We start from the raw sequence: 25775 nt of genomic DNA, 5'->3' as shown, positions 1-25775 counted from the left end.
AACTTTGATTTAGCTGAGAACATAAAAAATAACCTGGAGGGAGAGACCCATGACCAAGCATCACTTGGCGATCGCGGCCGTTGCCGCATCGCTGGCACTCGCCGCACCGGCTTTTGCGCAGACGTCCGACATCACTATCGGCATCACCACGTCGACCACGGGCCCCGCGGCCGCGCTGGGCATTCCCGAACGCAACGCGCTGGAATTCGTGCCGAAGGAAATCGGCGGCGTCCCGCTCAAGATCATCGTGCTCGATGATGGCGGCGATCCGACCACCGCGACCACCAATGCCCGCCGTTTCATGACCGAATCCAAGGCCGACATCATCATGGGTTCGGCGGTGACGCCAACCAGCATTGCGGTGTCCAACGTGGCCAACGAAGCTGGCATCCCGCATTTCGCCCTGTCGCCGCTGCCGATCACGCCGGAACGCGCCAAGTGGTCGGTGGCCATGCCCCAGCCCGTGCCAATCGTCGGCAAGGTGATGTACGACCACATGAAGTCCAAGGGCATCAAGACCATCGGGTATATCGGCTATTCCGATAGCTACGGCGATCTGTGGTTCAACGATCTCAAGACCCAGGCGGTGCCGATGGGCATCAACATCGCGGCGGAAGAGCGTTTTGCCCGTCCGGATACGTCGGTCACCGGTCAGGTACTGAAACTGCTTGCTGCCAATCCTGACGCGATCCTGGTCGGCGCCTCCGGCACCGCCGCCGCGCTGCCGCAGACCGAATTGCGCGACAAGGGCTACAAGGGCCTGATCTACCAGACCCACGGCGCCGCCTCGATGGACTTCATCCGTATCGCCGGCAAGGCCGCCGAAGGCGTGCTGATGGCCTCCGGCCCGGTGATGTATCCGGAAGGCCAGGCCGATACGGCCCTGACCAAGAAGCCCGGCATGACGCTCAACACCGCCTATGAGGCCAAATACGGCCCGAACAGCCGCAGCCAGTTCGCCGGCCACTCCTATGACGCCTTCGAGGTGCTGAAGCGAGTGATCCCGACGGCGCTGAAGACCGCCAAGCCTGGCACTCCGGAGTTCCGCGAGGCGATCCGGCAGGCGCTGCTCACCGAGCGTGAGATTGCCGCCAGCCAGGGCGTCTACAACTTCACGGAAAAGGATCGGTATGGTCTGGATGAGCGTTCGCGCATCTTGCTGACGGTGAAAGACGGCAAATACGTTCTCGCCCAGTAATGCAGATCTGACGGAGGGCAGTGGCGCGTAGCGCCTTTGCTTCGCTGGCATTTTTCGATAACAAGGCCGGCCCTCGCCAGAGGGTCGGCTTTTTGCTGTGCGCGAGCCTTCGCGCGGCCACAACCAGCGCCACGTCTGCCGGTATCGCTGCCGCTTTCGGCGCTCTCCGCTTCCACACGAGAAAGATAAGACATGTCTAAGCTTCATCTGGCGATCGCGGCTGTTGCCGTCTCGCTGGCGATTGCCACCCCCGCCGAAACCCAGACTGCCGACATCACCGTCGGCATCAGCATTTCCACCACGGGCCCTGCGGCGGCGCTGGGCGTGCCCGAGCGCAACGCGCTGGAATTCGTGCCCAAGGACATCGGCGGCGTGCCGTTGAAGCTGATTGTGCTCGACGACGGCGGCGATCCGTCCATCGCCACCACCAACGCGCGCCGGTTCGTGTCGGAATCCAAGGCCGACATCATGGTCGGCTCGTCGATCGTGCCGTCCTCGGTCGCCATGTCGGCGGTCGCCAACGAAGCCGGTGTGCCGCATTTCAGCCTGTCGCCGATGCCGTTTACGCCAGCGCGTGTGAAGTGGTCGGTGGACATGCCGCAGCCAGTCGAGATCGTCGGCAAGGTCATGTACGACCACATGAAGGTCCACGGCGTGAAGACCATCGGCTATGTCGGCTATTCGGACAGCTATGGCGACCTGTGGTTCAACGACCTCAAGGCGCAGACATCAGCGATGGGTATGTCCATCGTCGATGATGAGCGCTTCGCGCGTCCGGATACGTCGATCACCGGCCAGGCGCTGAAGCTGATTGCAGCTAATCCCGATGCCATCCTGATCGGCGCCGCCGGCACCGGTGCCGGCATGCCGCAGTCCGAACTGCGTGACCGCGGCTACAAGGGCCTGATCTATCAGACCCATGGCGCCGCCTCATCAGACTTCATCCGCATCGCCGGAAAATCTGCCGAAAACGTGCTGATGGCTGCGGGTCCCGTGATGTATCCGGAAGGCCAGCCGGACTCGGCGCTGACCAAGAAGCCCGGCCTTGAACTCAACGCAGCCTATGAAGCCAAATACGGCGCCAACAGCCGCAGCCAGTTCGCCGGTCACGCCTATGACGTGTTCGAAGTGCTGAAGCGCGTCGTGCCCGTGGCGTTGAAGACCGCTAAGCCCGGCACCCCGGAATTCCGCGAGGCCATCCGCCAGGCGCTGATGAGCGAGAAGGAAATCGCGGCCACCCAGGGCGTCTACAACTACACCGAAAAGGACCGCAACGGCGTCGACGACCGTTCGCGGATCCTGCTGACGGTCAAGGACGGGAAGTACGTTCCGGCGAAGTAAGCGCTGAACTCAAGAAACGAAAAAGCCGGTTGTCGCGAGACAGCCGGCTTTTTCATATGATCGAGATCAGATTGCGCTCGCGCCTTCGTGCTGAAAGCCAAGATAGCTCGCCACCACGCGCTGGTTGCTGGCGATATCGCTGGCGGCGCCATCCAGGATGAACTCGCCGAGCTCCATCACATAGGCACGGTCGGCGATCTTCAGTGCCGCCTGCGCGTTCTGCTCCACCAGTAGCACCGAGACGCCGGCCGCCCTGAGCTCACTGACGATGCGGAAGATGTCGGCGACGATGATCGGGGCGAGGCCGAGGCTTGGTTCGTCGAGCATCAAGAGCTTTGGCGCGCCCATCAGAGCACGGCCCATGGCTAGCATCTGCTGTTCGCCGCCCGAGAGTGTGCCAGCGAGCTGCTTGCGGCGTTCCTTGAGGCGCGGGAACAGGGTGTAGACGTGCTCGAAAGATCGCGCGGCAGTGGCCTTGTCGATACGGAAGGCGCCGAGCAGCAGGTTGTCTTCCACATTCATCGTGGCGAACAATTCGCGATGCTCGGGCACGAGGCTGAGGCCGGCAGCGACGCGGTCTTCGATGTCGATCTTGGAGACGTCTTGCCCTGCGAATATCACACCGCCTTTCAGCGGCAGGATACCCATCACCGCATTGAGCAGCGTGGTTTTGCCGGCGCCATTGGCGCCAATGATCGTGACAATCTCGTCGGCGCGAACCTCGAGATTGACCGCACGCACGGCCTCGACCTTGCCATAGGCGACATGCGCATCAGAGACTTGTAGCAACGCGCTCATGCGACCGCTCCCAGATAGGCCTTGATGACGTCGGGATTGGTCTTGATGTCAGCCGGCGTGCCCTCGGCGATCTTGGTGCCGAAATCGAGCACCACGATGCGATTGGCGAGATTCATGACGAAGCCCATGTCGTGTTCGACCAACAGAACCGACATGCCGCCGTCGCGGAGCTGGCGCAGCAGCGATGCCAGTTGCTGCTTCTCCATGTGGCGCAAGCCGGCCGCGGGCTCGTCGAGCAGCAGCAGCAGCGGATCGACGCAGAGTGCGCGGGCGATCTCGACGATGCGCTGCTGGCCGAGCGACAAGGATCCTGCGAGCTGGTTCATCTGGTCGCCGAGACCGACACGTTCGATCTGCTTGGCAGCTTCCGCGAGCAGCTTCGCTTCGTCGGCGCGGTCAAGCCTCAGCATGCTGGCGATGGCGCCCGAACGTCCGCGCAGATGCGCGCCGAGGGCGACGTTTTCCAGCACGGTCATGTCGGGCACCAGCTTCACATGCTGAAAGGTACGGGCAATGCCGAGCTTGACGATCTCCTGCGGCGGCGCGCCGGACACACTCTTGCCGAGCACCGTGACCTTGCCGGCGGTCGCGGCCAGTACGCCGGTGATGAGGTTGAAGGTCGTACTCTTGCCTGCGCCGTTGGGGCCGATCAAAGCGACGATCTCGCGTGCCTGCACATTGAACGACACGTCGTTGACGGCGACGACGCCGCCGAACTGCTTGCGTGCCTTGTCGACCTGCAGCAAGACGCCGGTGTCCGGACGGTGGTCGTTGCGGGCGGGCAGTGCATCGGCTGGCGCGGGGCGCTTGCGGCTGTCGCCAGCAGGGAGCCACGCGGTCAGCCACGGCCACATGCCAGTTGGCGCGAGTTGCAGCAGCGCCACGAGCAGGATGCCGAACACGATGGTTTCGAGCTGGCCCCCGCCGCCACCGAAGATCAGCGGCAGATAGCTTTGAAGCACTTCCTTGAGGATCACGACCACGGCCGCACCGAGCACACCGCCCCAGACATAGCCCGCGCCGCCGACCACCGCGATGAACAGATATTCGATACCGAGATGCGGTCCGAACGGCGTCGGATTCGCAGCACGCTGGAAATGCGCATAGAGCCAGCCGGACAGGCCGGCGAGTACTGCTGCGTAGATGAAGACCAGGAGCTTCGCGCGCGCCGTCTGCACGCCGAAGGCTTCGGCTGCGATATGGCCACGACGCAGCGCGCGGATGGCGCGGCCGGTCCGCGAGTCCAGAAAGTTCATGGACAGCAGCGCGCAGATGATGACCGCGATCCAGATCGGGAAATAGATCGAGCCGGGATCCAGCATCTTCCACGTGCCGATCGACAGTGGCGGGATGCCCGAAATGCCATCGTTACGGCCGAGGAATTCCAGCTTGCTGAACAGATAGAACAGGCTGATGCCCCAGGCGATGGTGCCGAGCGGAAGATAGTGGCCCGACAGACGCATGGTGATGATGCCGAGCAGTACCGCGGCGAGGCCCGAGACGATCAGCGACATCGGCAGCGTCAGCCACGGCGACATGCCATAGGCGGTGGTGAGATAGGCCGTCGTATAAGCGCCGAAACCGCAGAACGCCGCCTGGCCGAATGAGGTCAGGCCGCCGACGCCGGTGAGCAGCACGAGGCCCATGGCGACGAGCGCGGCGAGGCCGATATTGTCGAGCAGCACGATCCAGAATGGTGGCACGCCCGGCACGAAGGGGATCGCAGCCATCACCAGCGCGAAAACGAGAATGGGAAGGAGACGCTGTTGCATGGCGCTTAATCCTTCTCTTCTTCGACTTCAGGTGCGGCGAGCGAGCGCAGCACCAGAACCGGAAGGATCAGCGTGAAGACGATGACTTCTTTGTAGTTGCTCGCATAGAAGGACGAGAATGCCTCGACGCAGCCGACCAGGATCGCGGCCGCGGCGGTGAGCGGATAGCTGACGAGGCCGCCGATGATCGCGGCGACGAAGCCCTTCAGGCCGATCAGGAAGCCGGTGTCGTAATAGAGCGTGGTGATCGGCACGATCAGGATGCCGGAAATGGCGCCGATGACGGAGGCCAGCAGGAATGCGATCTGACCCGACAGTGAGGTGCGGATGCCGGCGAGGCGAGCACCGAGGCGGTTTACCGCCGTGGCGCGCAGCGCTTTGCCATAAAGCGTGTAGCCGAAGAACAGCCACAACCCGACGATCAGAGCGATGGTGATGCCATAGACGGCGATGCTCTGGCCGGTGAAGCGCAGCGCGCCGATGGTGATGGCGTCAGACGAGATCGCAGGGCCGCGCTGGCCTTCGGCGCCGAAGAAGACGAGGCCAAAACCCTGCAGCGCGAGGTGGCAGCCCACCGAGGCGATCAGCAGTACCAGAACCGATGTGTGGGCGATCGGCTGGAACGCGATGCGATAGAGATAAAGGCCGATGGCGGCGACGATCAGCAGCGACAGCGCGATGTTGAGGGCGATATTCCCCGGCCGTCCACCCAGCGCCCACATCACGCCCCAGATCGCCAGCGGGAACACGATATTGACAGCAATCGAGCGCAGTACGCGCCTGGCATGGAGCGCCTTGCGGAAGGTGAAGAGATCGAAGGCAAAGGCCACGACGCCCATGGCGACGGCGAGCTTGATGGTGCCCGGCATCTGGCCGGCCGAGAGGCTGGCATAGGTCAGCGCACCAAAAGTGATGAATTCGCCTTGGGGGATCAGGATGATGCGTGTAACCGCAAAGACCAGCACCAGGGCCAGCCCGAGCAGCGCATAAATCGCGCCATTGGTGATGCCGTCCTGCAAAAGGAACAGCAAAATCGTCGTATTCAAAGCCGCGCGCTCCCCCACACTGTCTGGCGCGCCGGATACCACAGGCGCGGGACGATCAACAATGGCGGTTGAAACCCGCCGTCTATTTGATATACTTCATAACGATTATTGAACATAATCTCAAGGCCTGTCGCACGTCGACCGGGTGTTTCATTCAAGCCGCCGGGTATCGCGGAAAGCGAGCGATGACTGTTTCAAAGATGACGTCTCAGGATCAGGCCAAGCAGGTCGCGCCCGTCGGATTCGACGAGGAGGGCGGTGCGTTGCAGCTCGGCGAACTGTCCGAACTGCTGGGCTATTCGCTGAAACGTGCGCAGTTGAAGGTGTTTGAAGACTTCCTGCGCTGCATGGCGCCGCTGCAGCTGACGCCGGCGCAGTTCTCGGTGCTGCTGCTGCTGGATAAGAACCCGGGCCGCAACCAGACCGAAATCGCCAATACGCTCGGCATTCTCCGTCCGAATTTCGTTTCGCTGCTTGACGCTCTGGAGAGTCGCGACTTGCTGACGCGGATGCGCTCGCCGAGCGATCGCCGCTCCCATGTGCTGATGCTCACCGACAAGGGGCGTGCCACGCTGGCCCGTGCCAAGAAGCTGGTGGCGACGCGGCATGAAGCGCGGCTGATCGAGGTGCTGGGGCCGGCCGAGCACAAAGCGCTGCTTGGGATGATGGCGAAGATTGCTAGGGAGTTCTAATTGTCATTCCGGGGTGCGATCTCGGCGTAGCCGAGAGTGCGAGCCCGGAATCTCGACATGTTCATCACTCCTGGATTCCCCGCTACTCCAAGTTGAGTGGCTGAGGTTCGCGAGCGCCAAGTGGTGCCCGCGCCCGGAATGACAGTGTGTGGTTAGTCCACCAAAATCACCCTGACATCATTCACATTGGTCAGCGTCGGCCCGGTCTGCAGCAGATCGCCTGTCGCGGTGAAGAACGTCGTCGCGTCGTTATTCGCTAGCGTTGCCTTGGCATCGAGCTTCTGTGTGCGCATTGCCTCGAACGTACGTGCATCGATGACCGCGCCGGCGGGATCGCTGGCGCTGCCGGCGCCGCCATCGGCGCCGTCGGTGTCACCGGCGAGCGCGACGATGCCGGTGATATCCTTGAAAGCATCCGCGAGCGCCAGCGCGTATTCCTGGTTCGGGCCGCCGCGGCCGTTGCCCGTGACGGTCACAGTGAGTTCGCCGCCGGAGAGGATCGCGAGCTTCTTACCGTCGGCCTTGGCCTTGAGCGCCAGCTTCGCATGCTCGGCGGCAACCTCGCGCGCTTCGCCTTCGAGATCGGCGCCGAGATCGACGATCTCATAGCCGGCGTCACTGGCCACCTTGATTGCGGCATCGAGTGACTCGCGCGGTCGTGCGATCAGCTCGAACCGTGCGCGCGCGAACGCCGCGTCATCCGGCTTCACGCTTTCATTGGCCTCATCGCTGAGCGCCGCCCGTACCGCGTCATCGATGGCGAGATTGAATTTCGCGATGATGGCACGGGCATCGGCCAGCGTTGTCGTATCCGGCACCGTCGGTCCCGATGCGATCACTGCGGGATCGTCATGCGGCACGTCGGAAATCGCCAGCGTAATGATCTCGGCCTTCTGCCCGGCACGGGCGAGGCGGCCGCCCTTGATACGCGACAGATGCTTGCGCACGGTGTTGATCTCGCCGATTACCGCACCGGAGCGAAGTAGCGCGCGGTTGAGTTGCTGTTTCTGCTGGAAGGTGATGCCGGCCACCGGCGCGGTCCAGTTGGCGGAGCCGCCGCCGGAAATCAGCACCAGCAGCAGGTCGTCGGCAGTGGCTTCTGCCGCGAGCTTGAGGCTGTCGTCGGCACCCTTGAGGCCCGCTTCATCGGGCACGGGATGGCCGGCCTCGACCACGCGGATGCGCCGTGTCGGCACCCCATGGCCATGGCGCGTGGTGGCGATGCCGGTGAGGCGCGCGGGATCTAGTTTCAGCGTGTCGAGATAGTGCTTTTCCGCGGCGGCAGCCATGGCGGCGGCGCCCTTGCCGGCGGCCAGGCAGATGATGCGGCCCTTCGGCGGCGCCGGTAGGTGGGCGCTGAGGATGACATCGGGATGGGCCGCAGCAACTGCGGCATCGAAAATTGCGCGGAGCAGGGGGCGTTTGTCGGTCATGTTCGGGGTTATGCCGCTCATTCGCGGAGGCGGCAAGCGCTTCCCCTCGCCCCGGACGCGGCGCAGCCGCGACTGGTGGGAGAGGGTGGATCGAACCGCGGAGCGGTTCGAGACGGGAGAGGGGGGCTTAAGAAGCAAGGAGCCCCTCCCGCCTTCGCTTCGCTCAGGCACCCTCTCCCGCGGCGCGTAGCTTCGCTGCGCTGGGGAGAGGGGAAGTAAGAGCTAACCGCCCTTGCCGCTTTCGCCGAGTTCACCGGTCAGGACGTCGCCGAACAGTTTCCAGTTCTCGCCCTCGAACCGCATCAGCTGCATCTGCTCGATGGGCGAGAAGTCGGTGGGCGAGGTGTTGACCTTGACGCCAGGCAGCAGCGTCGACTGCTGAACATCCTTGAGGTTGGCCGCTTGCTTCATCACATTGGCGCGGGTGAGGTCGTCACCGCACTGCTTGAGTAGGATCGCCATGGTCTCGGCGATATTGTAGCCGGACATCAGCGAGCTGTCCGACGGGTTGCCGTCCGGCACATACTTGGCCAAGAACTCACGGTAGGCCTTGATGCCCGGATCGTCCTTCCACTGCGGGTCGGTGGCGTCCTTGGAGTAATGCGCGGACAACAGGCCCTGCGCGTTCTCGAAGCCTGCGGGACGCAGCACCTGACCGATCGAGACGCTGACGCCCGGCACGATCATGGTCGGCTTCCAGCCGAGTTCGGCGATCTTCTTGATGGTCTGCGCGGCAAACTTCGGCGTCGCGAAGATGATGACAACGTCGGGATTGAGCGACTTCATCTTGACGATGTGGGAATCCACAGTCGGCTCGGTGAGTTCGTAGCTCTCCTCGATGACGATGGAGGATGCTTTTTCGCCAAGCCCGTCCTTGACGCCCTTCAGGTAGTCCTTGCCGAAGTCGTCATTCTGAAAGAGCACGCCGATCTTCGCGCCGGCCTTTTCCTTCAAGAGGTACTTGGCATAGATGCGGCCTTCGCTCTGGTAGCTGGGCAGCCAGCCCATGGTCCAGGGGAAGTTCTTCGGATCGGCCCATTTGGTGGCGCCAGTGGCCAGGAACAGTTGCGGCACCTTCTTGGCGTTGAGATATTTCTGGATCGCCGTATTGGACGGCGTGCCGAGCGCCGAGAACATCAAGAGCACTTCGTCGGACTCGACGAGCTTGCGGGTCTGCTCGACAGCCTTCGGTGGCGAATAGGCGTCATCGTAGGAGATGTAGTTGATCATGCGGCCGTTGATGCCGCCCTTGTCGTTGATCATCTTGAAATAGCCGGCCTGTGCCTTGCCGACGGCGCCATAGGCCGAGGCCGGTCCGCTATAGGGCACGATGTTGCCGAGCTTGATTTCGGTGTCGCTGGCGCCGGTGTCGTATTTCTTTTGGGCGAGGACGTGGGTCGAGGAAATGGCGAGCAACATGGTCGCGGCCGAGAGCGACAACAGCCGCGCGGACGTGGCAGACATTTGAGTTCCTTCCCTTGCTGCAAGGCGAGATTTTCTTGTTCTGCAGGCTCTTTTGCGCCTGCGAGATAAGTCATACCGCGATTGCACAATGGCTCAAATGGAAAGCGACCAAAAACGCAACAAGGCCCGCGCTGTTTTTGACGCGGGCCTTAGTATTTTCCGTTATGTGGAATGAAGGCGATCAGCCACCCACGTCAGCGCTAATGACCTCGCCGAACAGCTCCCATTTATCGCCCTTGAAACGCATCAGCTGAAGCTGGCTGATCGGCGCAAAGTCGGTCGCGGATGTGTTGATCTTGATGCCGGGCAGCAGCACCTCCGTTCGGAAGTCCTTCAGGCTGGCCGCCTGCTTCATGACGTTTTCGCGGGTCAGGTTGTCACCGCACTTCTTGAGAACCTCAACCAGCGTCTGTGCGACCCCGTAACCGGTGACGATCAATCCATCGAGCTTGTTGCCTTCCGGAAAATCCTTGTCGAGGAAGGCGAGAAACTCCTTCATGCCGGGGTCGTTATTCCACTGGGTGTCCGCGACGTCCTTCAGATACGCAGCGGAAATAATGTCCTGCGAGTTTTCGAAGCCGGCCGGCTTCATCACGCTGCCGATCGAGTTGGATACGTTGTTGAGGAAGTGCATCGGTTTCCAGCCGATCTCGGCGGCCTTCTTGATAGCCTGTGCCGCAAATTTCGGCGTCGTGATGTTGACGAACACGTCGGCGTTCAACGACTTCAGCTTGACGATGTGATTGTCGATGGTTGGCTCGGAGGTCTCGTAGCTCTCCTCCACTACGATCATCGAGGCGGCCTTTGCGCCAAGGCCGTCCTTCAGACCTTTGAGATAGTCCTTGCCGTAGTCATCGTTCTGGTAAAGGACGGCAATCTTAGCGCCGGGCTTTTCCTTCAGAAGATATTTCGCATAGATCTGCGTCTCGCTCTGGTAGTTGGGCTGCCAGCCCATGGTCCAGGGGAAGTCCTTCGGGTCGTTCCACTTGGTGGCGCCGGTGGCCACGAACAGTTGCGGCACCTTCTTGCTGTTCATGTATTTCTGGATCGCCGAGTTCGGCGGTGTGCCGAGCGAGTTGAACACCAGCAGAACTTCGTCCGATTCCACCAGCTTGCGCGCCTGCTCGACGGTTTTTGGCGGCGAATAGGCATCGTCATAACTGATGAAGTTGATCTTACGGCCGTTGATGCCGCCAGCAGCATTGATCTTTTTGAAGTAGGCTTCCTCGGTTTTTCCGATCACGCCATAGGCGGAGGCGGGTCCGCTGTAGGGCATGATGTTGCCGATCTTGATTTCGGTATCCGAGGCGCCGGTGTCATATTTTTTCTGGGCGAGCGCGCCGGTAGCGGACGCGGTGAGCAAAGCCAAGCCAGCCAAATAGGCGGCCGGAAACGCGGCCAAACGCAAGTGCATTGCGGGCATTTCTGATCTCCCTGATCATTGTGATGTGTCATGTTTCTTGACGTGGAGCTCTGCGGCTCCTGACGACATTCAACACCCGCTCGCATGCTGCAGCAAGAAAAAGCCCCAGCGACATCGTCGCGGGGGCGGAATAATTCGTGTTCGCTGATGCAGCAGACTGCTGCGGCAACTGAGCTATTGCGTCGCGACGTCGGCGCTGAAGATCTCGCCGAAGCGCTCCCACTTGTCGCCCTTGAAGCGCTGCATCTGCAATTGCGAGATCGGCGCGAAATCGGTGGGCGAGGTATTGATGGTGATGCCCGGCAGCAGTGTGTCGGGAGTAAAGTCCTTCAGGCTGGCGGCTTGCTTCATGACATTCGCCCGGGTCAGGTCGTCGCCGCACATCTGCAGCACCTTGACCAGCGTCTGCGCAGCACCATAGCCATAGACCGTGCTCGAATCCGCCTTGTTGGCGTCCGGCATGTATTTGTCGAGGAACGCGTTCCACTTCTTCATGCCGGGATCGTCTTTCCACTGCGAGTCGGTACCGTCCTTGGTGTAGGAGGCCGACAGCACGCCCTGCGCATTGTCGAAGCCGGCGGGCTGCATCACGGCTCCCACGGAGACGCTGACATTGGCGAGAATCTGCAGCGGCTTCCAGCCAAGCTCGGCGGTCTTCTTGATGGTCTGTGCCGCAAATTTCGGCGTGGTGAAAATCAGCAGCACATCTGGATTGGCGGCTTTGAGCTTCACCACATGGGTGTCAATGGTCGGTTCGGCGATCTCGTAGCTATCCTCGATGGTGATCATCGACGACGCCTTGGCCCCGAGGCCGTCCTTGAAGCCCTTCAGATAGTCCTTGCCGAAATCGTCGTTCTGGTAAAGCACGCCGATTTTCGCGTTCGGCTTCTCCTTCAGAAGATACTTCGCATAGATCTGCGCTTCGCTCTGATAGGAGGGCTGCCAGCCGATCGTCCACGGGAAGTTCTTCGGATCGTTCCACTTGGTGGCGCCGGTGGCAACGAAAAGCTGCGGTACCTTCTTGCCGTTCAGATATTTCTGGATCGCGGTATTGGACGGCGTGCCGAGTGGATTGAACACCACCAGCACCTCGTCGGATTCGACCAGCCTTCGCACCTGCTCCACAGCTTTCGGCGGCGAATAGGCGTCGTCGTAACTGATGAAGTTGATCTTGCGTCCGTTGATTCCGCCCTGTGCGTTGATCATGTTGAAATAGGCGGTCTCGGTCTTGCCGATCGTTCCATAGGCAGATGCGGGGCCGCTATAGGGAATGATGTTGCCGATCTTTATTTCGGTGTCGGTGGCGCCGGTGTCGTATTTCTTCTGCGCGAGCGCGCCGCTGGCCGTCATGACAGCTAACACCAGTGCAGCGGGTAGCGCTGCCAGGCGCATGGATCGTGCGAGCATCATGGATCTCCGTGATCGTTTCTTCCCAAGTTTTTTCGGAGTTCTGCGACTCCTGCCGGTATTGAATACCTCTGGAGTGCGAGCCACAAGAATAAGCCCCTGCGACCAAATCGCAGGGGCTCCGTTGTTTTAGTGGTGCAGTGCAAAGTGCTGCGGTACTAGTCCGGCGAAGTCGTGTCGGCATTGATCACGTCGCCGAACAGCTCCCACTTGTCGCCCTTGAAGCGCATCATCCGCAACTGCGCGATCGGCGCATAGTCGGTGGCCGAAGTGGAGATGGTTATGCCCGGCAGCAGCGTGTCTGGCGCGAAGTCCTTCAGGCTTGCGGCCTGCTTCATGACATTCTCGCGGGACAGGTTGTCGCCGCACATCTCCAGCACCTTCACCAGCGTCTGCGCGGCGCCATAACCGTAGACGAGGCTGTTGTCGGTGCGGTCGGCACCCGGCATGTATTTGTCGATGAAGGCCGACCATTTCTTCATGCCCGGATCGTCCTTCCACTGGGAGTCGGCGCCGTCCTTGCGATAGTCGGCGGACAGGACGCCCTGCGCGTTGTCGAAGCCGGCGGGCTGCATCACTGCTCCGACGGAGACGCTGACATTGGTGACGAGCTGCAGTGGCTTCCAGCCAAGTTCACCGATCTTCTTGATGCCTTGGGCTGCGAATTTCGGCGTCACGAAATGGACGACGACATCAGGATTGAGCGACTTCACCTTCACGATGTGGGAATCGATGGTCGGCTCGGAAATCTCATAGCTCTCTTCCGTGACCAGCATCGTGGCAGCCTTGGCACCCAGCGCTTCCTTGAACGCCTTCTGGTAGTCCTTGCCGAAATCGTCGTTCTGATAGATCACTGCGACCTTGGCGTTCGGCTTCTCCTTCATCAGGTATTTTGCGTAGATTTGTGCTTCGACCGCGTAGCTCGGCTGCCAGCCCATCGTCCACGGGAAGTGCTTCGGATCGTTCCACTTGCTGGCGCCGGTGGCGACGAAGAGTTGCGGCACCTTCTTGGCATTCATGTATTTCTGGAACGCGGTATTCGACGGCGTGCCGAGCGAATTGAAGATGAACAGTGCCTCGTCGCTTTCGACCAGCTTGCGGGCCTGTTCGACCGCCTTGGGCGGCGAATAGGCGTCGTCGTAGCTGATGAAATTGATCTTGCGGCCGTTGATGCCGCCCTGGTCGTTGATCATTTTGAAATAGGCGGTTTCAGTCTTGCCGATCAGTCCGTAGGATGAGGCAGGGCCGCTATACGGCATAATGTTGCCGATCGTGATTTCGGTGTCAGTGGCGCCGGTGTCGTATTTCTTCTGGGCCAGCGCGCTGCCGCTGGCTGCGAAGCTGAGGGCCGCGGCAACCGACAAAGCCAGTGCGCGCGATCGGATCGAAGGCATTTCAGAACTCCCTGATTTTTATTCGTCTTGTTTTGCGGGCCTTTGCGGCTCCGGCCGGATTGAACACCGTTCGCGTGTATGCGGCAACAAAAAGCCCCTCGCGACGACACCGCGAAGGGCTGCTTTATTGGGCAATGGATATGCCGTCCCCCGGTATAATTCAGCGGCTGATCTCGCCCGAAATCACAGGGCCAAATAACTCCCATTTGTCGCCCTTGAAGCGCATCATCTGCAACTGTTCGATCGGGTAGAAATCAGTCGCGGACGTGTTGAGCTTGACGCCCGGCAGCATCGTGTCCGGCGCGAAGTCCTTCAGGCTGGCGGCTTGCTTCATCACATTGGCACGGGTGAGATCGTCGCCTGCCTGCTTCAGCACCTGAACCATGGTCTGAGCTGCGCCGTAGCCATAGACCACGGAGATGTCGTTGCGGCGGGCGTCCGGCGCGTATTTGGCGAGAAACGCGTAGAAGCGCTGCATGCCGGGGTCATTGTCCCATTGTGGATCTGAGCCGTCCTTGGCGTAATAGGCCGACAGGATGCCTTGCGAAATCTCCTGTCCCGCCGGTTTCAGCACGGAACTGATCGACGCGCTGGCATAGCCCTGGATGTAGAGCGGCTTCCAGCCGAGTTCGGAGACCTTGCGGATACTCTGGACCGCCGACTTCGGTGTCGTGACGCTGATGAACGTATCGGCGCCAGAGGCTTTCAGATTGATGATGTGGCTATCGATGGTCGGCTCGGTGACCTCATAGCTTTCGGCGGCGATCAGCATGCCTCCAGCTTTGTCGCCGAGACCATCTTTCAGGCCCTTCAGCACGTCCTTGCCGAGGTCGTCGTTCTGATAGAGCATCGCGATCTTCGCGTCGGGCTTTTCGTTCAGCAGATATTTCGCATAGATGCGGCCCTCGCTCTCATAGGGCGGCTGCCACGCTATGGTCCACGGGAAAGCCTTGTGATTTCCGAAATAGGTCGCGCCGGCGGCGACGAACAGTTGCGGCACTTTCTTGATGTTGAGATATTTTTGGATCGCCGCATTGGACGGTGTACCTAGTGGGTTAAACACCACGAGCACCTCGTCCGATTCCACCAGCTTGCGGGCCTGCTCGACGGCCTTGGACGGATTATAGGCATCGTCATAGCTGATGAAATTAATCTTGCGGCCGTTGATGCCGCCCTGATCGTTGATCATCCGGAAATAAGCGGCCTCGATGATGCCCGCGATGCCATAGGCCGAAGCCGGCCCGCTATAGGGCATGATGTTGCCGATCTTGATCTCGGTGTCGGATGCGCCGGGATCGTATCGCTTCTGCGCGAGGGCATGGCCGGCGCAGGCGATGCTCAGTGCGGCGGCAAGCGAGATGGTTCGTGGTCGAAAGGCAGGCATCCCGGGTTGGTCCTCGTACAGCAGTCGCGAGGCGTTAATGGCATGTGCATCAACAAAAATCCCCGGCGATGTGAGCGCGAGGGGCACTTTCTGTGTGGCGGAAAGATGGTGGCGGTTCCTTCGCCCCGATTGCGGAAGAAGTCATACCAACTCGCACAAAAAAAGCGGCCACCGAAGTGACCGCTTGTCTTGCCTCAATTGTCGGATCGAACTAACCGCCCGATCCGCCGATCACTGCGCGGACGGTATCGTCCGGGCCAAAGTCTTCCGCGCCATCCACATAGAGAAGAGCGCTGAGCTTCGAACGCGCGCGGTTGACGCGGCTCTTGATAGTGCCGACGGCGCAGCCGCAGATCGTGGCCGCGTCCTCATAGGAGAAGCCCGATGCGCCGACGAGAATAAGCGCTTCGCGCTGATCCTGCGGAAGCTTCTCAAGCGCCGCGCGAAACTCCTCAAATTCCAGATGGGCGTTTTGTGCCGGCTGGGTCTTCAGAGTCTTGGCATAGCTACCGTCCGCATCCTCAACTTCCCGTCGCCGCTTGCGATAGTCCGACCGGAACAGGTTGCGCAGAATGGTGAACAACCACGCAGGGAGATTCGAGCCGACCTGGAAGGAGTCGATATTGGCGAGAGCGCGCAACAGCGTTTCCTGAACGAGGTCATCGGCCCGGTCGCCGTTGCCGGAGAGCGAGATCGCGAAGGCGCGCAGGCTAGGCACCGACGCCAGAATGTCGTCGCGGAGTGAGTCTGTGAGAGGCATTATTCCCCTCCTTCATTTTTGCCAGGATCGCCAGCGATCTGGGCTTGAGCTTCAGCCCCGTCCAGCTTGCGGATCAGCTCCGCAAATCGGTCCGGCACGCCCTGTCGCACGACATCGTCGTACATGGCGCGCAACTGATGCCCGATCCGTGACTGGATTTCGGCGTTTAATCCGCCCTTTGGCTTCACATCTTTCATGACCCGTTCCACATTCCCCAGAAGACATGTCCCTGGAATTTGAGAAATTTTCTTGATTTTTGAAGCCTTTGCGGCGTCTGTCGGCGATCTAATGCGGAGCGTGGCCGAAAGTTCCGACCCGATGGAACTTTTGTCTGGCTGGGGCGTAAACAAGCACAACGAGGGAGCCGGATTGTATCCGAATACCCCTTCGACTTTGACGTAGAGTCGTCTTTGACCAGACAGGATGGAGTGGGGATGTCCCGATCACAGCTCGTAGCTGAACACTTGCCGCTGTTGCGGCGCTATGCCCGCGCCCTCACAGGTAACCAGGCCTCAGGCGATGCCTATGTAGGCGCCATGCTGGAAGCGTTGCTGCAGGACCAGTCGTTGCTCGACGAGCAACACGGAGCCCGTGCTGGCTTGTTTCGCCTGTTCACCCAGATTTGGAACTCTGTCGCCTTGAACGACAATCCGGACGTCGCGCCGCTGCAGGCCGCCTCCGAGAAGCGCATTTCCAACATCACCCCGCTGCCACGACAGGCCTTCCTGTTGCTGTCGCTCGAAGGCTTCTCGGAAGAGGAAGTCGCCTTCGTACTTGATGCTGATGTGGCGGAAGTGCGTACACTGGCCGATACGGCCGGCCGAGAAATGGCCGCCGAAATCGCCACCGACGTTCTCATCATCGAGGACGAGACCTTCATCGCGATGGATCTCGAAAGCCTCGTGAAGAATCTCGGTCATAACGTCATAGGCGTTGCACGCACCCATGCAGATGCGGTTGCGCTCGCAAAGAACAAGAAGCCCGGCCTGATCCTCGCCGATATCCAGCTCGCCGATGGCAGCTCGGGTCTCGATGCGGTGAACGAGTTGCTGCGCATCTTCGAAGTGCCGGTAGTCTTCATCACCGCCTATCCGGAGCGTTTCCTGACTGGCGAACGTCCGGAGCCGGCCTTCCTGATCTCGAAGCCGTTCCAGCCCGCGATGGTCTCGGCCGTCGCCAGCCAGGCGCTGTTCTTCCAGCGCAACTCAAAGAACAAGACAGCCAAGGCATCCTGATTTCAAGGCGCCCTAACTTCGGGCGTCCTGATCTCGCTGGTATTGATTGATATCGAAGCGGCTGGGCCATGTGCCCGGTCGCTTTCGTTTGGCCAGAAGCCATCCAGAGCGCGCCGGATGATACCTGCTCAATAAGTCCTCTTCGCTTGCGCAAACTATCAGCGGGCAGAAGGAGGGGGCTGACAGTATTGTGTTGATGCAGCGATCAATGCCGATATCATCCCTCGATAAGCGGCAAATTGCCACGTCCCGCAGGGCTCATAGGCTTTGACGGGCTGGCGGGGCTGCGTGACCCTTCTGGTCGAACCGGTGCGCATGAACTCAACTGCCGACGCTGAACCTCATATCTATCAATCCACAGTGACACGCCCCGTTGCGGTCGATGTCAGCAAGGTGTCGCTCACTTTCGATACGGCCGACGGCAAGGTCGAAGCGCTATCCAATGTCGATCTGCAAATCAGTGGTGGGGAGTTCGTCTCCTTCATCGGTCCCTCCGGCTGCGGCAAGACCACGCTGCTGCGTGTGATCGCGGATCTGCAGCAGCCAAGCTCTGGGAACGTCACGGTCAATGGCATGAGCGCCGAGCAGGCGCGGCTCGGGCGCAATTACGGTTATGTATTTCAGGCGCCGGCGCTGTTTCCCTGGCGCAGCATCGAGGCCAATCTCAAGCTGCCGCTGGAGCTGATGGGCTTTTCGCCGACCGAACAAAAGCAGCGCGCCGCGCGCTACCTCGACCTCGTCAATCTCACCGGCTTCGAACGCAAGTTTCCCTGGCAGCTCTCCGGCGGCATGCAGCAGCGGGTTTCCATCGCACGGGCGCTGTCGTTCGATCCCGAATTACTGCTGATGGACGAGCCGTTCGGAGCACTGGATGAGATCGTGCGCGATCATCTCAACGAACAGCTCCTGCAGCTCTGGGCCAAGACCCGCAAGACCGTGTTGTTCGTGACGCATTCGATTCCCGAAGCGGTGTTTCTTTCCACCAAGATCGTGGTGATGTCGCCGCGGCCGGGCCGTATCACTGATATCATCGACTGCAATTTCCGGCGCGACCGCACGCTGGAAATTCGCGAGACGCCGGAATTCATGGCGATCGCGCAGCGCGTGCGCACGGGGCTGCGTGCCGGGCATTCCTATGACGAGTAGTACGGCGGATACGATACCGGTCGCGCGCGCGGCACGGCGCACGCATCCGTTGGTCAAGCGTAGTACGCCGCTGGTGACCATTGTCGCAGTGCTGATCGTCGTCTGGTACATCGGCGCCGTGCTGATGAACCTGTCGCTTGTGCGCGGCGGCTTCGAGCGCGAGGAAGCGCCTTACACGACGATGGAATTGCTGGAAGGCACCATGAGCGCGGAACGGCCGCTGCTGCCGGCGCCGCATCAGGTGGTCGGTGCTTTCATCGACGGCGTGTTCGGCTATGCGCCGACGGCGCCGCGTAGCCTCGTCTATCATTCCATGGTGACGCTGTCGGCGACGCTGCTCGGCTTCGCGCTCGGCGCGCTGCTCGGCATCGTGCTGGCGCTCGCCATCGTGCACAGCCGCGTGCTGGAGCGCAGCCTGATGCCGTGGATCATCTGCTCGCAGATGGTGCCCATATTGGCGCTGGCGCCGATCTTCATTGTGGTGCTCGGTGCCATCGGCCTGCAAGGCCTGCTGCCGAAATCGATTATCTCGGCCTATCTGAGCTTCTTCCCCATCACCATCGGCATGGTGAAAGGCTTCACCTCGCCCGATCCGATGCAGATGGATCTGATGCGGACATGGTCGGCGACATCTAGGCAGGTGCTGTCGAAACTGCGCTGGCCCTCGGCGGTGCCCTATCTCTTTGCCAGCCTCAAGGTCGCCATCACCATTTCGCTGATCGGCGCCATCGTCGCGGAATTGCCGACCGGCGCGGAAGCCGGCATCGGTGCACGCCTGCTGGCCGGCTCCTATTACGGCCAGACCATCCAGATCTGGTCGGCGCTGGTTGCCGCAGCCGTTTTGGCTTCTGGTTTGATCGCCATCGTCAGCTATGTCGAACGCAAGGTGGCGCAGCGGATGGGCGCGCGGTCATGAACCGCCGCCAGATCCGCCTCGGCTTCATCATGTCGGCCGTCTGCGTCCTGATCACGCTGATGCTGCCACTGCCGCTGGCCGGCACGCCCGTCGCAGCACTGATGGCGCGGCCGCTGACCTTCCTGCTCACCGGCGTGATCGTGCTGGTCTTCGCTTTCGCTGCCGGCTTCCGTGGCCTGCCTGCCATTGTGATCGGCCTTGTCGGGGCAGGTATCACGGCGGACATGACGTTGACGCTGTTGCGCGATCCCTTGATTGCTGGCGATGCCGCGTCAGGCTTCTGGATGGTGGTGATCGGCGTCTGGCTGGCGTCGTGGATCTGCGTCGTCGCGCTGGCCGGGTTGAAGCCGCGCAGCAGTGTATTCCGCAAGGCTATCGATCTGGCCATCCCGCTGCTGTTCGGTGCGGCCGTGTTCTATCTCTGGGAGGTCGTGGTGCGCGGGGCCGGCGTGCCGCCAGTGCTGCTGCCGTCGCCGAGCGCTGCCGCTGTGAAATTCATGGCGTCGCTGCCGATATTGGGCGCGGATTTCGTGCAGACCTTCATCCGTGGTGTGCTGATCGGCTATGCCATCGGCTGCAACGCTGGGCTTCTGGTGGCGATCCTCGCGCATCGCTTTGAATTTCTCGGCCGCGGGCTGCTACCCTTGGGTAACTTCTTCTCGGCACTGCCGCTGGTCGGCGTGGCACCCATTATGGTGATGTGGTTCGGCTTCGACTGGCCGTCGAAGGCCGCGGTCGTGGCGCTGGTGACATTCTTCCCGATGCTGGTGAATGCGTTGGCCGGTCTGCAAGCTGCCGGCGATATCGAGCGTGACCTGATGCGCTCTTACGGCGCGAGCTATGCCCAGACTCTCATCAAGTTGTATCTTCCCGCTGCTCTACCTTTCATCTTCAATGCACTGAAGATCAATGCCACACTGGCCCTGATCGGTGCCATCGTCGCGGAATTCTTCGGCACGCCGACACAAGGCATCGGCTTTCGAATTTCCACCGAAGCCGGGCGGATGGCGCTCGATATGGTGTGGGCGGAGATCGCGCTGGCCGCGATCGCGGGAATGGCATTTTATGGACTTGTTGCGCTCGCCGAGCGCGTGACGACGTTTTGGCATCCATCGATGCGGACCTAGTTCGGCAGGTTCGCCAATTCTGGAGTTGAGCATGAAGAAGATCATGGCATTCGGCGCAGCGATGGCTCTCTCGCTCGGCTCCGCGCAAGCGGCGGACAAAGTCACCATCCAGCTCAAATGGGTCGCACAGGCCCAGTTCGCCGGCTACTTCGTCGCCAAGGAGAAGGGCTTCTACAAGGACGCCGGGCTCGACGTGACGATCAAGCCGGGCGGTCCCGATGTCGCCCCACCGCAAGTGATCGCGGGCGGCGGTGCCGATGTGGTGGTGGACTGGATGCCGTCGGCGCTGGCCTCGCGCGAGAAGGGCGTGCCGCTGGTGAATATTTCGCAGACCTTCAAGAAGTCCGGGCTCGAACTCACCTGCCGCGCCGAGACCGGCATCAAGAAGCCGACCGATCTGAAGGGCAAGGTCACCGGCGTCTGGTATGGCGGCAACGAATATCCGTTCCTCTCCTGGATGTCGAAGCTGGGCTACAAGACCGATGGTTCGCCGGCCGGCGTCAAGATCATCAAGCAGGGCTTCAATGTCGATCCGCTGCTGCAGAAACAGGCCGATTGTGTGTCGACCATGGCCTATAACGAATATTGGCAGGTGATCGACGGCGGCTACAAGCCGAGCCAGCTCACCGTGTTCAAATATGAGGATGAGGGCGTCGCCACGCTGGAGGATGGTCTCTGGGTGCTCGACAAGAACCTCAAGGATCCCGCCTTCGTCGCCAAGATGGCGAAATTCGTGAAGGCGTCGATGAAGGGCTGGGACTATGCCAAGGCCAATCCCGACGAAGCCGTGAAGATCATCCTGGCTGGCGACTCCACGGGCGCCAAGACTGCCAAAGACCAGAAGCGCATGATGACCGAGGTCAGCAAGTTGCTCGGCGATGCCAATGGCAAGCTCGACGTCAAGGACTATGATCGCACCGTTGCGACGCTGATGTCTGGCGGTTCGGATCCCGTGATTACCAAGAAGCCGGAAGGTGCCTACAGCTTCGCAGTCTATGACGCGATGAAGTAATCGCGGGTATCAGCGGCGCGCGAATAACGGCTGCGCGCCGATTGACTTGGCGAGGTGATCGCCAAAGGCTTCACTGATCGGCGGCAGCGTGCGGCCGGCTTTCTTGATGATGGTGATGGCCCGCGAGAAATCCGCGACGTCGATCTGCCGCGAGCGGAGGTCCGGCTCCGCGCCGATCTCGCGAGCGGAGCCGGGCAGGATGGTGATGCCCAGGCCGGCGCGGACCATGGCGATAGCCGTCATCATATAGGTCGCTTCGCAGGTCGGCTGCGCGATGTGTCCCGCGGTCAGGAAGGCGCTGTCGACGACCGCGCGGACGCTGGTCGCGGGATCCATCAGCACCAGCGGATACTTCATCAGATCGTCGATGGTGACCTTGCGGATGCCGCCGATCGGGTGCTTCGCCGGAAACACCACATGCATGCGGTCGCGCACTTCGAGCAACACGTCCACGTCGTGGCCGGTGACGCTGCCGCCCATGATGCCGAGATCGACCTCTTCTGAGCGGACGAGGTCAAGGACGCGGTTGGCGATCACGTCCTTCAGGACGAAAGATGTGCCGGGTTGCAACTCGCGAAACGACTTGATGGCCTCGGGCAGGGCACCCGCGGCGACTGAGGGAAGCGCCGCGATCCGGACGATGCCCCGGCGCTTGGCCGCGATATCGCGAGTATCCACGACGACGGCATCGAGATCGCGGATCATGCGCTGAAACACCGGCAGCAGTTCGCGGCCGACCCGCGTCAGTTCGACGGAGCGGGTGTTGCGATCGAACAGTTTCACCTCGAGGGTTTCTTCGAGGCGCCTGATCTGAACCGTCAGCGTCGGCTGCGCCAGATGCAGCAACTCCGCGGCGCGGGTGAAGCTGCCGGCTTGGGCGACGACGACGAAAGAGCGGATCTGCCGGAGATTCACATCCATAGAGAATTTCTATCAATGGAATAGAATTAATTCAATTGAATAGAGGGAAGCTTCTGGCTTCAATGCCCGAAAGCGACATGCGCGTGATCGCCTGCTCGGGCCTGTGGCGTGTCCGTCAAAAAGCGATCGGGAGATGGGCATGCGGCGATCGCGTTATTCGCGATGTGACTGCAGGCAGGTTTGATCCAGGGAGAACTGCTCGTGCGCACCATCAGGATCGGATCTGGTGCCGGCTATTCGGGTGACCGGATCGAACCGGCAATCGAACTCGCCGAAAGCGGCAACCTCGATTATCTCGTCTTCGAGTGCCTTGCCGAACGCACCATCGCGCTAGCCCAACAGGACCGCTTGAAGGATCCGCAGGGCGGCTTCGATCCGCTGCTCGCCGACCGCATGAAGGCGGTGCTCCCGATCTGTCGAAAGAATGGCGTCAAGATCGTCACCAATATGGGCGCGGCGAATCCCGTCGCGGCGGCGCAGGCGACGCGTGACATCGCCAGGGCGCTCGGTCTGCCCGGTCTTAAGGTTGCGGCAGTAACGGGCGACGATGTGCTGGAACGGGCGCGCGCGTCCGATGTCGTGCTGGACGAAGGTGGCTCCGTGAAAGCGCTCGGCAACCGCGTGATCTCTGCTAATGCCTATACTGGCGCAGCTCCTATCGCCGAAGCGCTCGCCGGTGGCGCCGACGTCGTCATCACCGGCCGTGCGGCCGATCCGGCGCTGTTTCTCGGGCCGTTGGTTCATGAATTCGGCTGGGCGATGGATGACTGGGAGCTGCTTGGCAAAGGCACCATGGTCGGCCATCTCCTGGAATGTGCTGGCCAGATCACCGGCGGCTATTTCGCCGATCCCGGCGTGAAGGATGTGCAGGGTCTCGCGCGACTTGGCTTTCCGATCGGCGAGGTGCGCGAAGACGGCGATCTCGTCGTCACCAAGGTTGCGGGTTCGGGCGGCCAGATCACGCGCGCGACGGTGGCGGAGCAGTTGCTCTACGAAATTCATGATCCGACCCGCTATTACCAGCCGGATGTGGTTGCCGATTTTTCGCAGGTGCGTGTCGAGGAGGTCGGACCGGATCGCATCCATGTCACAGGTGGAAGCGGAGCGCCGAAGACGGGCTTGCTGAAGACGTCTGTCGGCTATCTCGACAGCTATATCGGTGAGGGCGAGATCTCCTATGCTGGTGCCAATGCCGTGGCGCGGGGGCGTCTGGCGCTTGAGATTGTGCGCGAACGCCTCACGCTCACCGGCGTGAAGATGACGGAGAGCCGGTTCGACCTGATCGGCGTCAATGCGCTGCATGGTGACACCCTGCCCGAAGGCCACGATCCCTATGAAGTCCGCATCCGCGTCGCGGGGCGCACAGACTCTCTCGCAGAGGCCGTGAAGATCGGCAATGAGGTCGAGACGCTCTACACCAACGGGCCTGCCGGTGGCGGCGGGGCCTGGAAATCGGCGCGCGAAATCGTCGGCGTCGCTTCGGCTTTGCTGCCCGAAACTGTCGTGACGTCATCAGTCACATTCATGGAGGCCTGACCATGAAACTCCGTGAGATCGCGCATTCACGCAGCGGCGACAAGGGCGACACGTCCAACATTTCTGTCATCGCTTTCGATATGGGGGACTTCGTGTTTCTGGCCGAGCATGTGACCGCCGATTGCGTCGCGGACCATTTCGGCGACACCATCACCGGCACCGTCACGCGCTATGAATTGCCGGCGCTCGGCGCGCTAAACTTCGTGCTGACGGGCGCGCTCGGTGGCGGTGTTGTGCGATCGCTCGCGCTGGATACGCACGGGAAATCATTCAGCTCTGCGCTGCTTGAATTCGAGCTGCCGGACAAAGGAGCGTCATCCGGCTCACCATGATCTTCGTCACAATAGGGCGATGATACTTTCATACCAAAAAACCAAAAACGGGAGGACTATTGATGAAGCGACGTACATTCCTAGCTGGCCTCGGTGCAACCGGCGTCAGCGCTGCAGTTTTTTCTCCGGCGATCGTTCGTGCCGCTGCGGATACACCACTGAAGTTCGGTGTGCTATCCGACATGACAGGTCTGTTCGCTGACAATGGCGGGCAAGGCTCGGTGGCGGCAGCGCAACTCGCGATCGAGGAATGCGGCGGCAAGGTACTCGGCAAGGCGATAGAGCTGATCCAGGCCGACCATCTCAACAAGCCCGATGTCGGCGGGAATATTGCGCGCCAGTGGTATGATCAGGAAGGTGTCGACGTCATTCTGGACGTGCCGGTGTCGTCTGTTTGCATCGCCGTGCAGACCTTCGCCAAGGACCGCAACAAGATGTTTATCACGTCGGCGGGCGGTTCGGCGGATCTCAGCGGCAAGTTCTGTTCGCCGAACTTCATTCAGTGGACCTACAATACTTACGCGCTGGCCAATGTCGCCGGCAAGGCGATGCTTCAGCGCGGTGGCGACACATGGTTCTTCGTTGTTGCGGATTATGCCTTTGGTCAGGCGCTCGAGCGTGACGTAACGGAAGTTGCCGTGAAGGGCGGCGGCAAGGCGCTTGGCCGTGCGCCGCATCCAATCAACACGGCGGATTTCTCCTCGCAGCTTCTGACGGCCAAGTCGTCGGGCGCCAAGGTCATCGCCATCGCCAATGCCGGCAGCGACACGCAGAATGCCATCAAGCAGGCAGAAGAGTTCGGTTTGATGGGCGGCGATCAGAAGATGATTGCGCTCTTGATCGACGTGAATGACATCCGAAGCGTCGGATTGAAGAGCGCGCAAGGCCTGCTGGTGACGTCCGGCTTCTACTGGAATATGGACGACCGCACGCGTGCATTTTCCAAGCGTTACGCTGCCAAGATGGGCAAGCCGCCGAGCATGATGCAGGCCGGTGTCTATTCCTCGACGCTGAACTACATCAAGTCGGTGGAGGCCGCGAATACCAAGGATCCTGCCGCTGTGGTCAAGGATCTGCAGGGGCGTACGTTTGACGATGCCTTTCTGCGCAACGGCAAGCTGCGTCCGGACAATCTGATGGTCCACGACATGTATCTCGCCGAGGTCAAGAAGCCTTCCGAGGTCACCGATAGCTATGACGTGTTCAGAATCCTCGCCACGGTGAAGGGCGAAGACGCGTTCTCGCCGCTCTCGGCGAGTGCATGCCCAATGGTGATGAGCAAGAAGTAAGCCGAACAGATAACTCTATGAACCGAGCGTCGCGGGCAGGCAAATACCTTTACCTGCGATTCTTTCGAAGGGTGAGAGAGCCTTACCTATTCCTCAAAAGAATGCGGGGTGCAGCTGGCATCACCACAGCTCCACCCCGCGTCGCCGGT

At 61.0% G+C, this 25775-nt stretch carries 23 protein-coding genes; 11 read left to right on the top strand and 12 right to left on the bottom strand.

The window, feature by feature from the left end; all coding sequences use genetic code 11:
• Positions 1-49: 49 nt before the first annotated feature.
• A complete protein-coding gene (locus tag CHC01_RS17320) occupies positions 50-1198 on the top strand; it encodes an ABC transporter substrate-binding protein (RefSeq protein ID WP_089265448.1) in 1149 nt (382 codons plus the stop codon).
• 192 nt (positions 1199-1390) lie between these two features.
• The gene (locus CHC01_RS17315; RefSeq protein WP_089265447.1) at positions 1391-2539 is read left to right on the top strand and encodes an ABC transporter substrate-binding protein; all 1149 of its coding nucleotides are present in this window, start codon (positions 1391-1393) and stop codon (positions 2537-2539) included.
• Positions 2540-2605: 66 nt separating this feature from the next.
• Here CHC01_RS17315 and CHC01_RS17310 read toward each other — a convergent pair whose 3' ends face one another.
• Genes CHC01_RS17310 through CHC01_RS17300 form a run of 3 tightly spaced genes read right to left on the bottom strand, consistent with a single transcriptional unit; the run spans position 2606 to position 6155 of the window.
• Positions 2606-3337: an ABC transporter ATP-binding protein gene (locus tag CHC01_RS17310; RefSeq protein ID WP_089265446.1), complete on the bottom strand. Its 732-nt coding sequence runs from the start codon at positions 3335-3337 to the stop codon at positions 2606-2608.
• Entirely contained in the window at positions 3334-5109 is a 1776-nt protein-coding gene (locus tag CHC01_RS17305) for a branched-chain amino acid ABC transporter ATP-binding protein/permease (protein ID WP_089265445.1), read from the bottom strand. Before CHC01_RS17305 ends, CHC01_RS17310 begins: the two co-directional genes overlap by 4 nt.
• A gap of 5 nt (positions 5110-5114) precedes the next feature.
• Complete coding sequence (locus tag CHC01_RS17300) at positions 5115-6155, bottom strand: branched-chain amino acid ABC transporter permease (RefSeq protein WP_175368285.1); 1041 nt, start codon at positions 6153-6155, stop codon at positions 5115-5117.
• 185 nt (positions 6156-6340) lie between these two features.
• On the opposite strand from CHC01_RS17300, the gene CHC01_RS17295 reads away from it, so the two are divergent.
• On the top strand, positions 6341-6847 hold the full coding sequence (locus CHC01_RS17295) for a MarR family winged helix-turn-helix transcriptional regulator (protein WP_081421958.1): 507 nt from the start codon (positions 6341-6343) through the stop codon (positions 6845-6847).
• Positions 6848-6999: 152 nt separating this feature from the next.
• Here the strand turns inward: CHC01_RS17295 and CHC01_RS17290 are convergent, their stop codons facing one another.
• The 8 genes from CHC01_RS17290 to CHC01_RS17250 all read right to left on the bottom strand — a co-directional run bounded on the left by CHC01_RS17290 (position 7000) and on the right by CHC01_RS17250 (position 16309).
• Positions 7000-8280, bottom strand: a complete 1281-nt coding sequence (locus CHC01_RS17290; protein ID WP_089265444.1) for a glycerate kinase type-2 family protein — start codon at positions 8278-8280, stop codon at positions 7000-7002.
• A gap of 222 nt (positions 8281-8502) precedes the next feature.
• On the bottom strand, positions 8503-9744 hold the full coding sequence (locus tag CHC01_RS17280) for an ABC transporter substrate-binding protein (RefSeq protein ID WP_089265442.1): 1242 nt from the start codon (positions 9742-9744) through the stop codon (positions 8503-8505).
• A 181-nt stretch (positions 9745-9925) separates the two neighbouring features.
• A complete protein-coding gene (locus CHC01_RS17275) occupies positions 9926-11167 on the bottom strand; it encodes an ABC transporter substrate-binding protein (protein ID WP_089265441.1) in 1242 nt (413 codons plus the stop codon).
• A 174-nt stretch (positions 11168-11341) separates the two neighbouring features.
• Positions 11342-12577 (bottom strand): ABC transporter substrate-binding protein, encoded by a 1236-nt coding sequence (locus tag CHC01_RS17270; protein WP_089265440.1) that lies wholly within the window; start codon positions 12575-12577, stop codon positions 11342-11344.
• Positions 12578-12732: 155 nt separating this feature from the next.
• A complete protein-coding gene (locus CHC01_RS17265; protein WP_089265439.1) occupies positions 12733-13968 on the bottom strand; it encodes an ABC transporter substrate-binding protein in 1236 nt (411 codons plus the stop codon).
• A gap of 160 nt (positions 13969-14128) precedes the next feature.
• The gene (locus CHC01_RS17260; RefSeq protein WP_089265726.1) at positions 14129-15352 is read right to left on the bottom strand and encodes an ABC transporter substrate-binding protein; all 1224 of its coding nucleotides are present in this window, start codon (positions 15350-15352) and stop codon (positions 14129-14131) included.
• Between the two features lie 211 nt (positions 15353-15563).
• A complete protein-coding gene (locus tag CHC01_RS17255) occupies positions 15564-16112 on the bottom strand; it encodes a sigma-70 family RNA polymerase sigma factor (protein ID WP_068735058.1) in 549 nt (182 codons plus the stop codon).
• The gene (locus CHC01_RS17250; RefSeq protein ID WP_068735402.1) at positions 16112-16309 is read right to left on the bottom strand and encodes a NepR family anti-sigma factor; all 198 of its coding nucleotides are present in this window, start codon (positions 16307-16309) and stop codon (positions 16112-16114) included. The genes CHC01_RS17255 and CHC01_RS17250 overlap by 1 nt, the downstream gene beginning before the upstream one ends.
• Before the next feature lie 237 nt (positions 16310-16546).
• Here CHC01_RS17250 and CHC01_RS17245 point away from each other — a divergent pair, with 237 nt between their 5' ends.
• The 5 genes from CHC01_RS17245 to CHC01_RS17225 all read left to right on the top strand — a co-directional run bounded on the left by CHC01_RS17245 (position 16547) and on the right by CHC01_RS17225 (position 21548).
• Positions 16547-17347, top strand: coding sequence for a response regulator (locus CHC01_RS17245; protein ID WP_068735059.1), 801 nt, complete (start codon positions 16547-16549; stop codon positions 17345-17347).
• 315 nt (positions 17348-17662) lie between these two features.
• Positions 17663-18493, top strand: a complete 831-nt coding sequence (locus tag CHC01_RS17240; RefSeq protein WP_089265725.1) for an ABC transporter ATP-binding protein — start codon at positions 17663-17665, stop codon at positions 18491-18493.
• The gene (locus CHC01_RS17235; RefSeq protein ID WP_089265438.1) at positions 18483-19409 is read left to right on the top strand and encodes an ABC transporter permease; all 927 of its coding nucleotides are present in this window, start codon (positions 18483-18485) and stop codon (positions 19407-19409) included. The genes CHC01_RS17240 and CHC01_RS17235 overlap by 11 nt, the downstream gene beginning before the upstream one ends.
• Complete coding sequence (locus tag CHC01_RS17230) at positions 19406-20536, top strand: ABC transporter permease (RefSeq protein ID WP_502695664.1); 1131 nt, start codon at positions 19406-19408, stop codon at positions 20534-20536. Before CHC01_RS17235 ends, CHC01_RS17230 begins: the two co-directional genes overlap by 4 nt.
• 31 nt (positions 20537-20567) lie before the next feature.
• On the top strand, positions 20568-21548 hold the full coding sequence (locus CHC01_RS17225) for an ABC transporter substrate-binding protein (RefSeq protein WP_089265437.1): 981 nt from the start codon (positions 20568-20570) through the stop codon (positions 21546-21548).
• Between the two features lie 9 nt (positions 21549-21557).
• On the opposite strand, the gene CHC01_RS17220 is transcribed toward CHC01_RS17225, so the two are convergent.
• Positions 21558-22469: a LysR family transcriptional regulator gene (locus CHC01_RS17220; protein WP_089265436.1), complete on the bottom strand. Its 912-nt coding sequence runs from the start codon at positions 22467-22469 to the stop codon at positions 21558-21560.
• Between the two features lie 201 nt (positions 22470-22670).
• On the opposite strand from CHC01_RS17220, the gene CHC01_RS17215 reads away from it, so the two are divergent.
• The 3 genes from CHC01_RS17215 (at position 22671) to CHC01_RS17205 (ending at position 25626) form a co-directional block, all read left to right on the top strand.
• On the top strand, positions 22671-24005 hold the full coding sequence (locus tag CHC01_RS17215; RefSeq protein WP_089265723.1) for an acyclic terpene utilization AtuA family protein: 1335 nt from the start codon (positions 22671-22673) through the stop codon (positions 24003-24005).
• Positions 24006-24007: 2 nt separating this feature from the next.
• Positions 24008-24337 (top strand): AtuA-related protein, encoded by a 330-nt coding sequence (locus CHC01_RS17210; RefSeq protein WP_089265435.1) that lies wholly within the window; start codon positions 24008-24010, stop codon positions 24335-24337.
• Between the two features lie 62 nt (positions 24338-24399).
• A complete protein-coding gene (locus CHC01_RS17205) occupies positions 24400-25626 on the top strand; it encodes an ABC transporter substrate-binding protein (protein WP_089265434.1) in 1227 nt (408 codons plus the stop codon).
• Positions 25627-25775: the final 149 nt, after the last annotated feature.

Origin of the sequence: Tardiphaga sp. OK246 (assembly GCF_900188215.1) — a bacterium.
GTDB classification, from domain to species: domain Bacteria; phylum Pseudomonadota; class Alphaproteobacteria; order Rhizobiales; family Xanthobacteraceae; genus Tardiphaga; species Tardiphaga robiniae.
Note: the sequence above shows the minus strand (reverse complement) of the source record. Positions and strands in the feature narration are given on the sequence as shown.

Bases quoted from the DNA above. Each gene is read 5' to 3' on its own strand.
- CHC01_RS17315 (WP_089265447.1), top strand. From the start codon at position 1,391: ATGTCTAAGCTTCATCTGGCGATCGCGGCTGTTGCCGTCTCGCTGGCG.
- CHC01_RS17230 (WP_502695664.1), top strand. From the start codon at position 19,406: ATGAACCGCCGCCAGATCCGCCTCGGCTTCATCATGTCGGCCGTCTGC.
- CHC01_RS17240 (WP_089265725.1), top strand. From the start codon at position 17,663: ATGAACTCAACTGCCGACGCTGAACCTCATATCTATCAATCCACAGTG.
- CHC01_RS17255 (WP_068735058.1), bottom strand. From the start codon at position 16,112: ATGCCTCTCACAGACTCACTCCGCGACGACATTCTGGCGTCGGTGCCT.
- CHC01_RS17270 (WP_089265440.1), bottom strand. From the start codon at position 12,577: ATGATGCTCGCACGATCCATGCGCCTGGCAGCGCTACCCGCTGCACTG.
- CHC01_RS17235 (WP_089265438.1), top strand. From the start codon at position 18,483: ATGACGAGTAGTACGGCGGATACGATACCGGTCGCGCGCGCGGCACGG.
- CHC01_RS17320 (WP_089265448.1), top strand. From the start codon at position 50: ATGACCAAGCATCACTTGGCGATCGCGGCCGTTGCCGCATCGCTGGCA.
- CHC01_RS17265 (WP_089265439.1), bottom strand. From the start codon at position 13,968: ATGCCTTCGATCCGATCGCGCGCACTGGCTTTGTCGGTTGCCGCGGCC.
- CHC01_RS17250 (WP_068735402.1), bottom strand. From the start codon at position 16,309: ATGAAAGATGTGAAGCCAAAGGGCGGATTAAACGCCGAAATCCAGTCA.
- CHC01_RS17275 (WP_089265441.1), bottom strand. From the start codon at position 11,167: ATGCCCGCAATGCACTTGCGTTTGGCCGCGTTTCCGGCCGCCTATTTG.
- CHC01_RS17310 (WP_089265446.1), bottom strand. From the start codon at position 3,337: ATGAGCGCGTTGCTACAAGTCTCTGATGCGCATGTCGCCTATGGCAAG.
- CHC01_RS17305 (WP_089265445.1), bottom strand. From the start codon at position 5,109: ATGCAACAGCGTCTCCTTCCCATTCTCGTTTTCGCGCTGGTGATGGCT.
- CHC01_RS17220 (WP_089265436.1), bottom strand. From the start codon at position 22,469: ATGGATGTGAATCTCCGGCAGATCCGCTCTTTCGTCGTCGTCGCCCAA.
- CHC01_RS17260 (WP_089265726.1), bottom strand. From the start codon at position 15,352: ATGCCTGCCTTTCGACCACGAACCATCTCGCTTGCCGCCGCACTGAGC.
- CHC01_RS17280 (WP_089265442.1), bottom strand. From the start codon at position 9,744: ATGTCTGCCACGTCCGCGCGGCTGTTGTCGCTCTCGGCCGCGACCATG.
- CHC01_RS17245 (WP_068735059.1), top strand. From the start codon at position 16,547: ATGTCCCGATCACAGCTCGTAGCTGAACACTTGCCGCTGTTGCGGCGC.
- CHC01_RS17205 (WP_089265434.1), top strand. From the start codon at position 24,400: ATGAAGCGACGTACATTCCTAGCTGGCCTCGGTGCAACCGGCGTCAGC.
- CHC01_RS17225 (WP_089265437.1), top strand. From the start codon at position 20,568: ATGAAGAAGATCATGGCATTCGGCGCAGCGATGGCTCTCTCGCTCGGC.
- CHC01_RS17290 (WP_089265444.1), bottom strand. From the start codon at position 8,280: ATGACCGACAAACGCCCCCTGCTCCGCGCAATTTTCGATGCCGCAGTT.
- CHC01_RS17295 (WP_081421958.1), top strand. From the start codon at position 6,341: ATGACTGTTTCAAAGATGACGTCTCAGGATCAGGCCAAGCAGGTCGCG.
- CHC01_RS17210 (WP_089265435.1), top strand. From the start codon at position 24,008: ATGAAACTCCGTGAGATCGCGCATTCACGCAGCGGCGACAAGGGCGAC.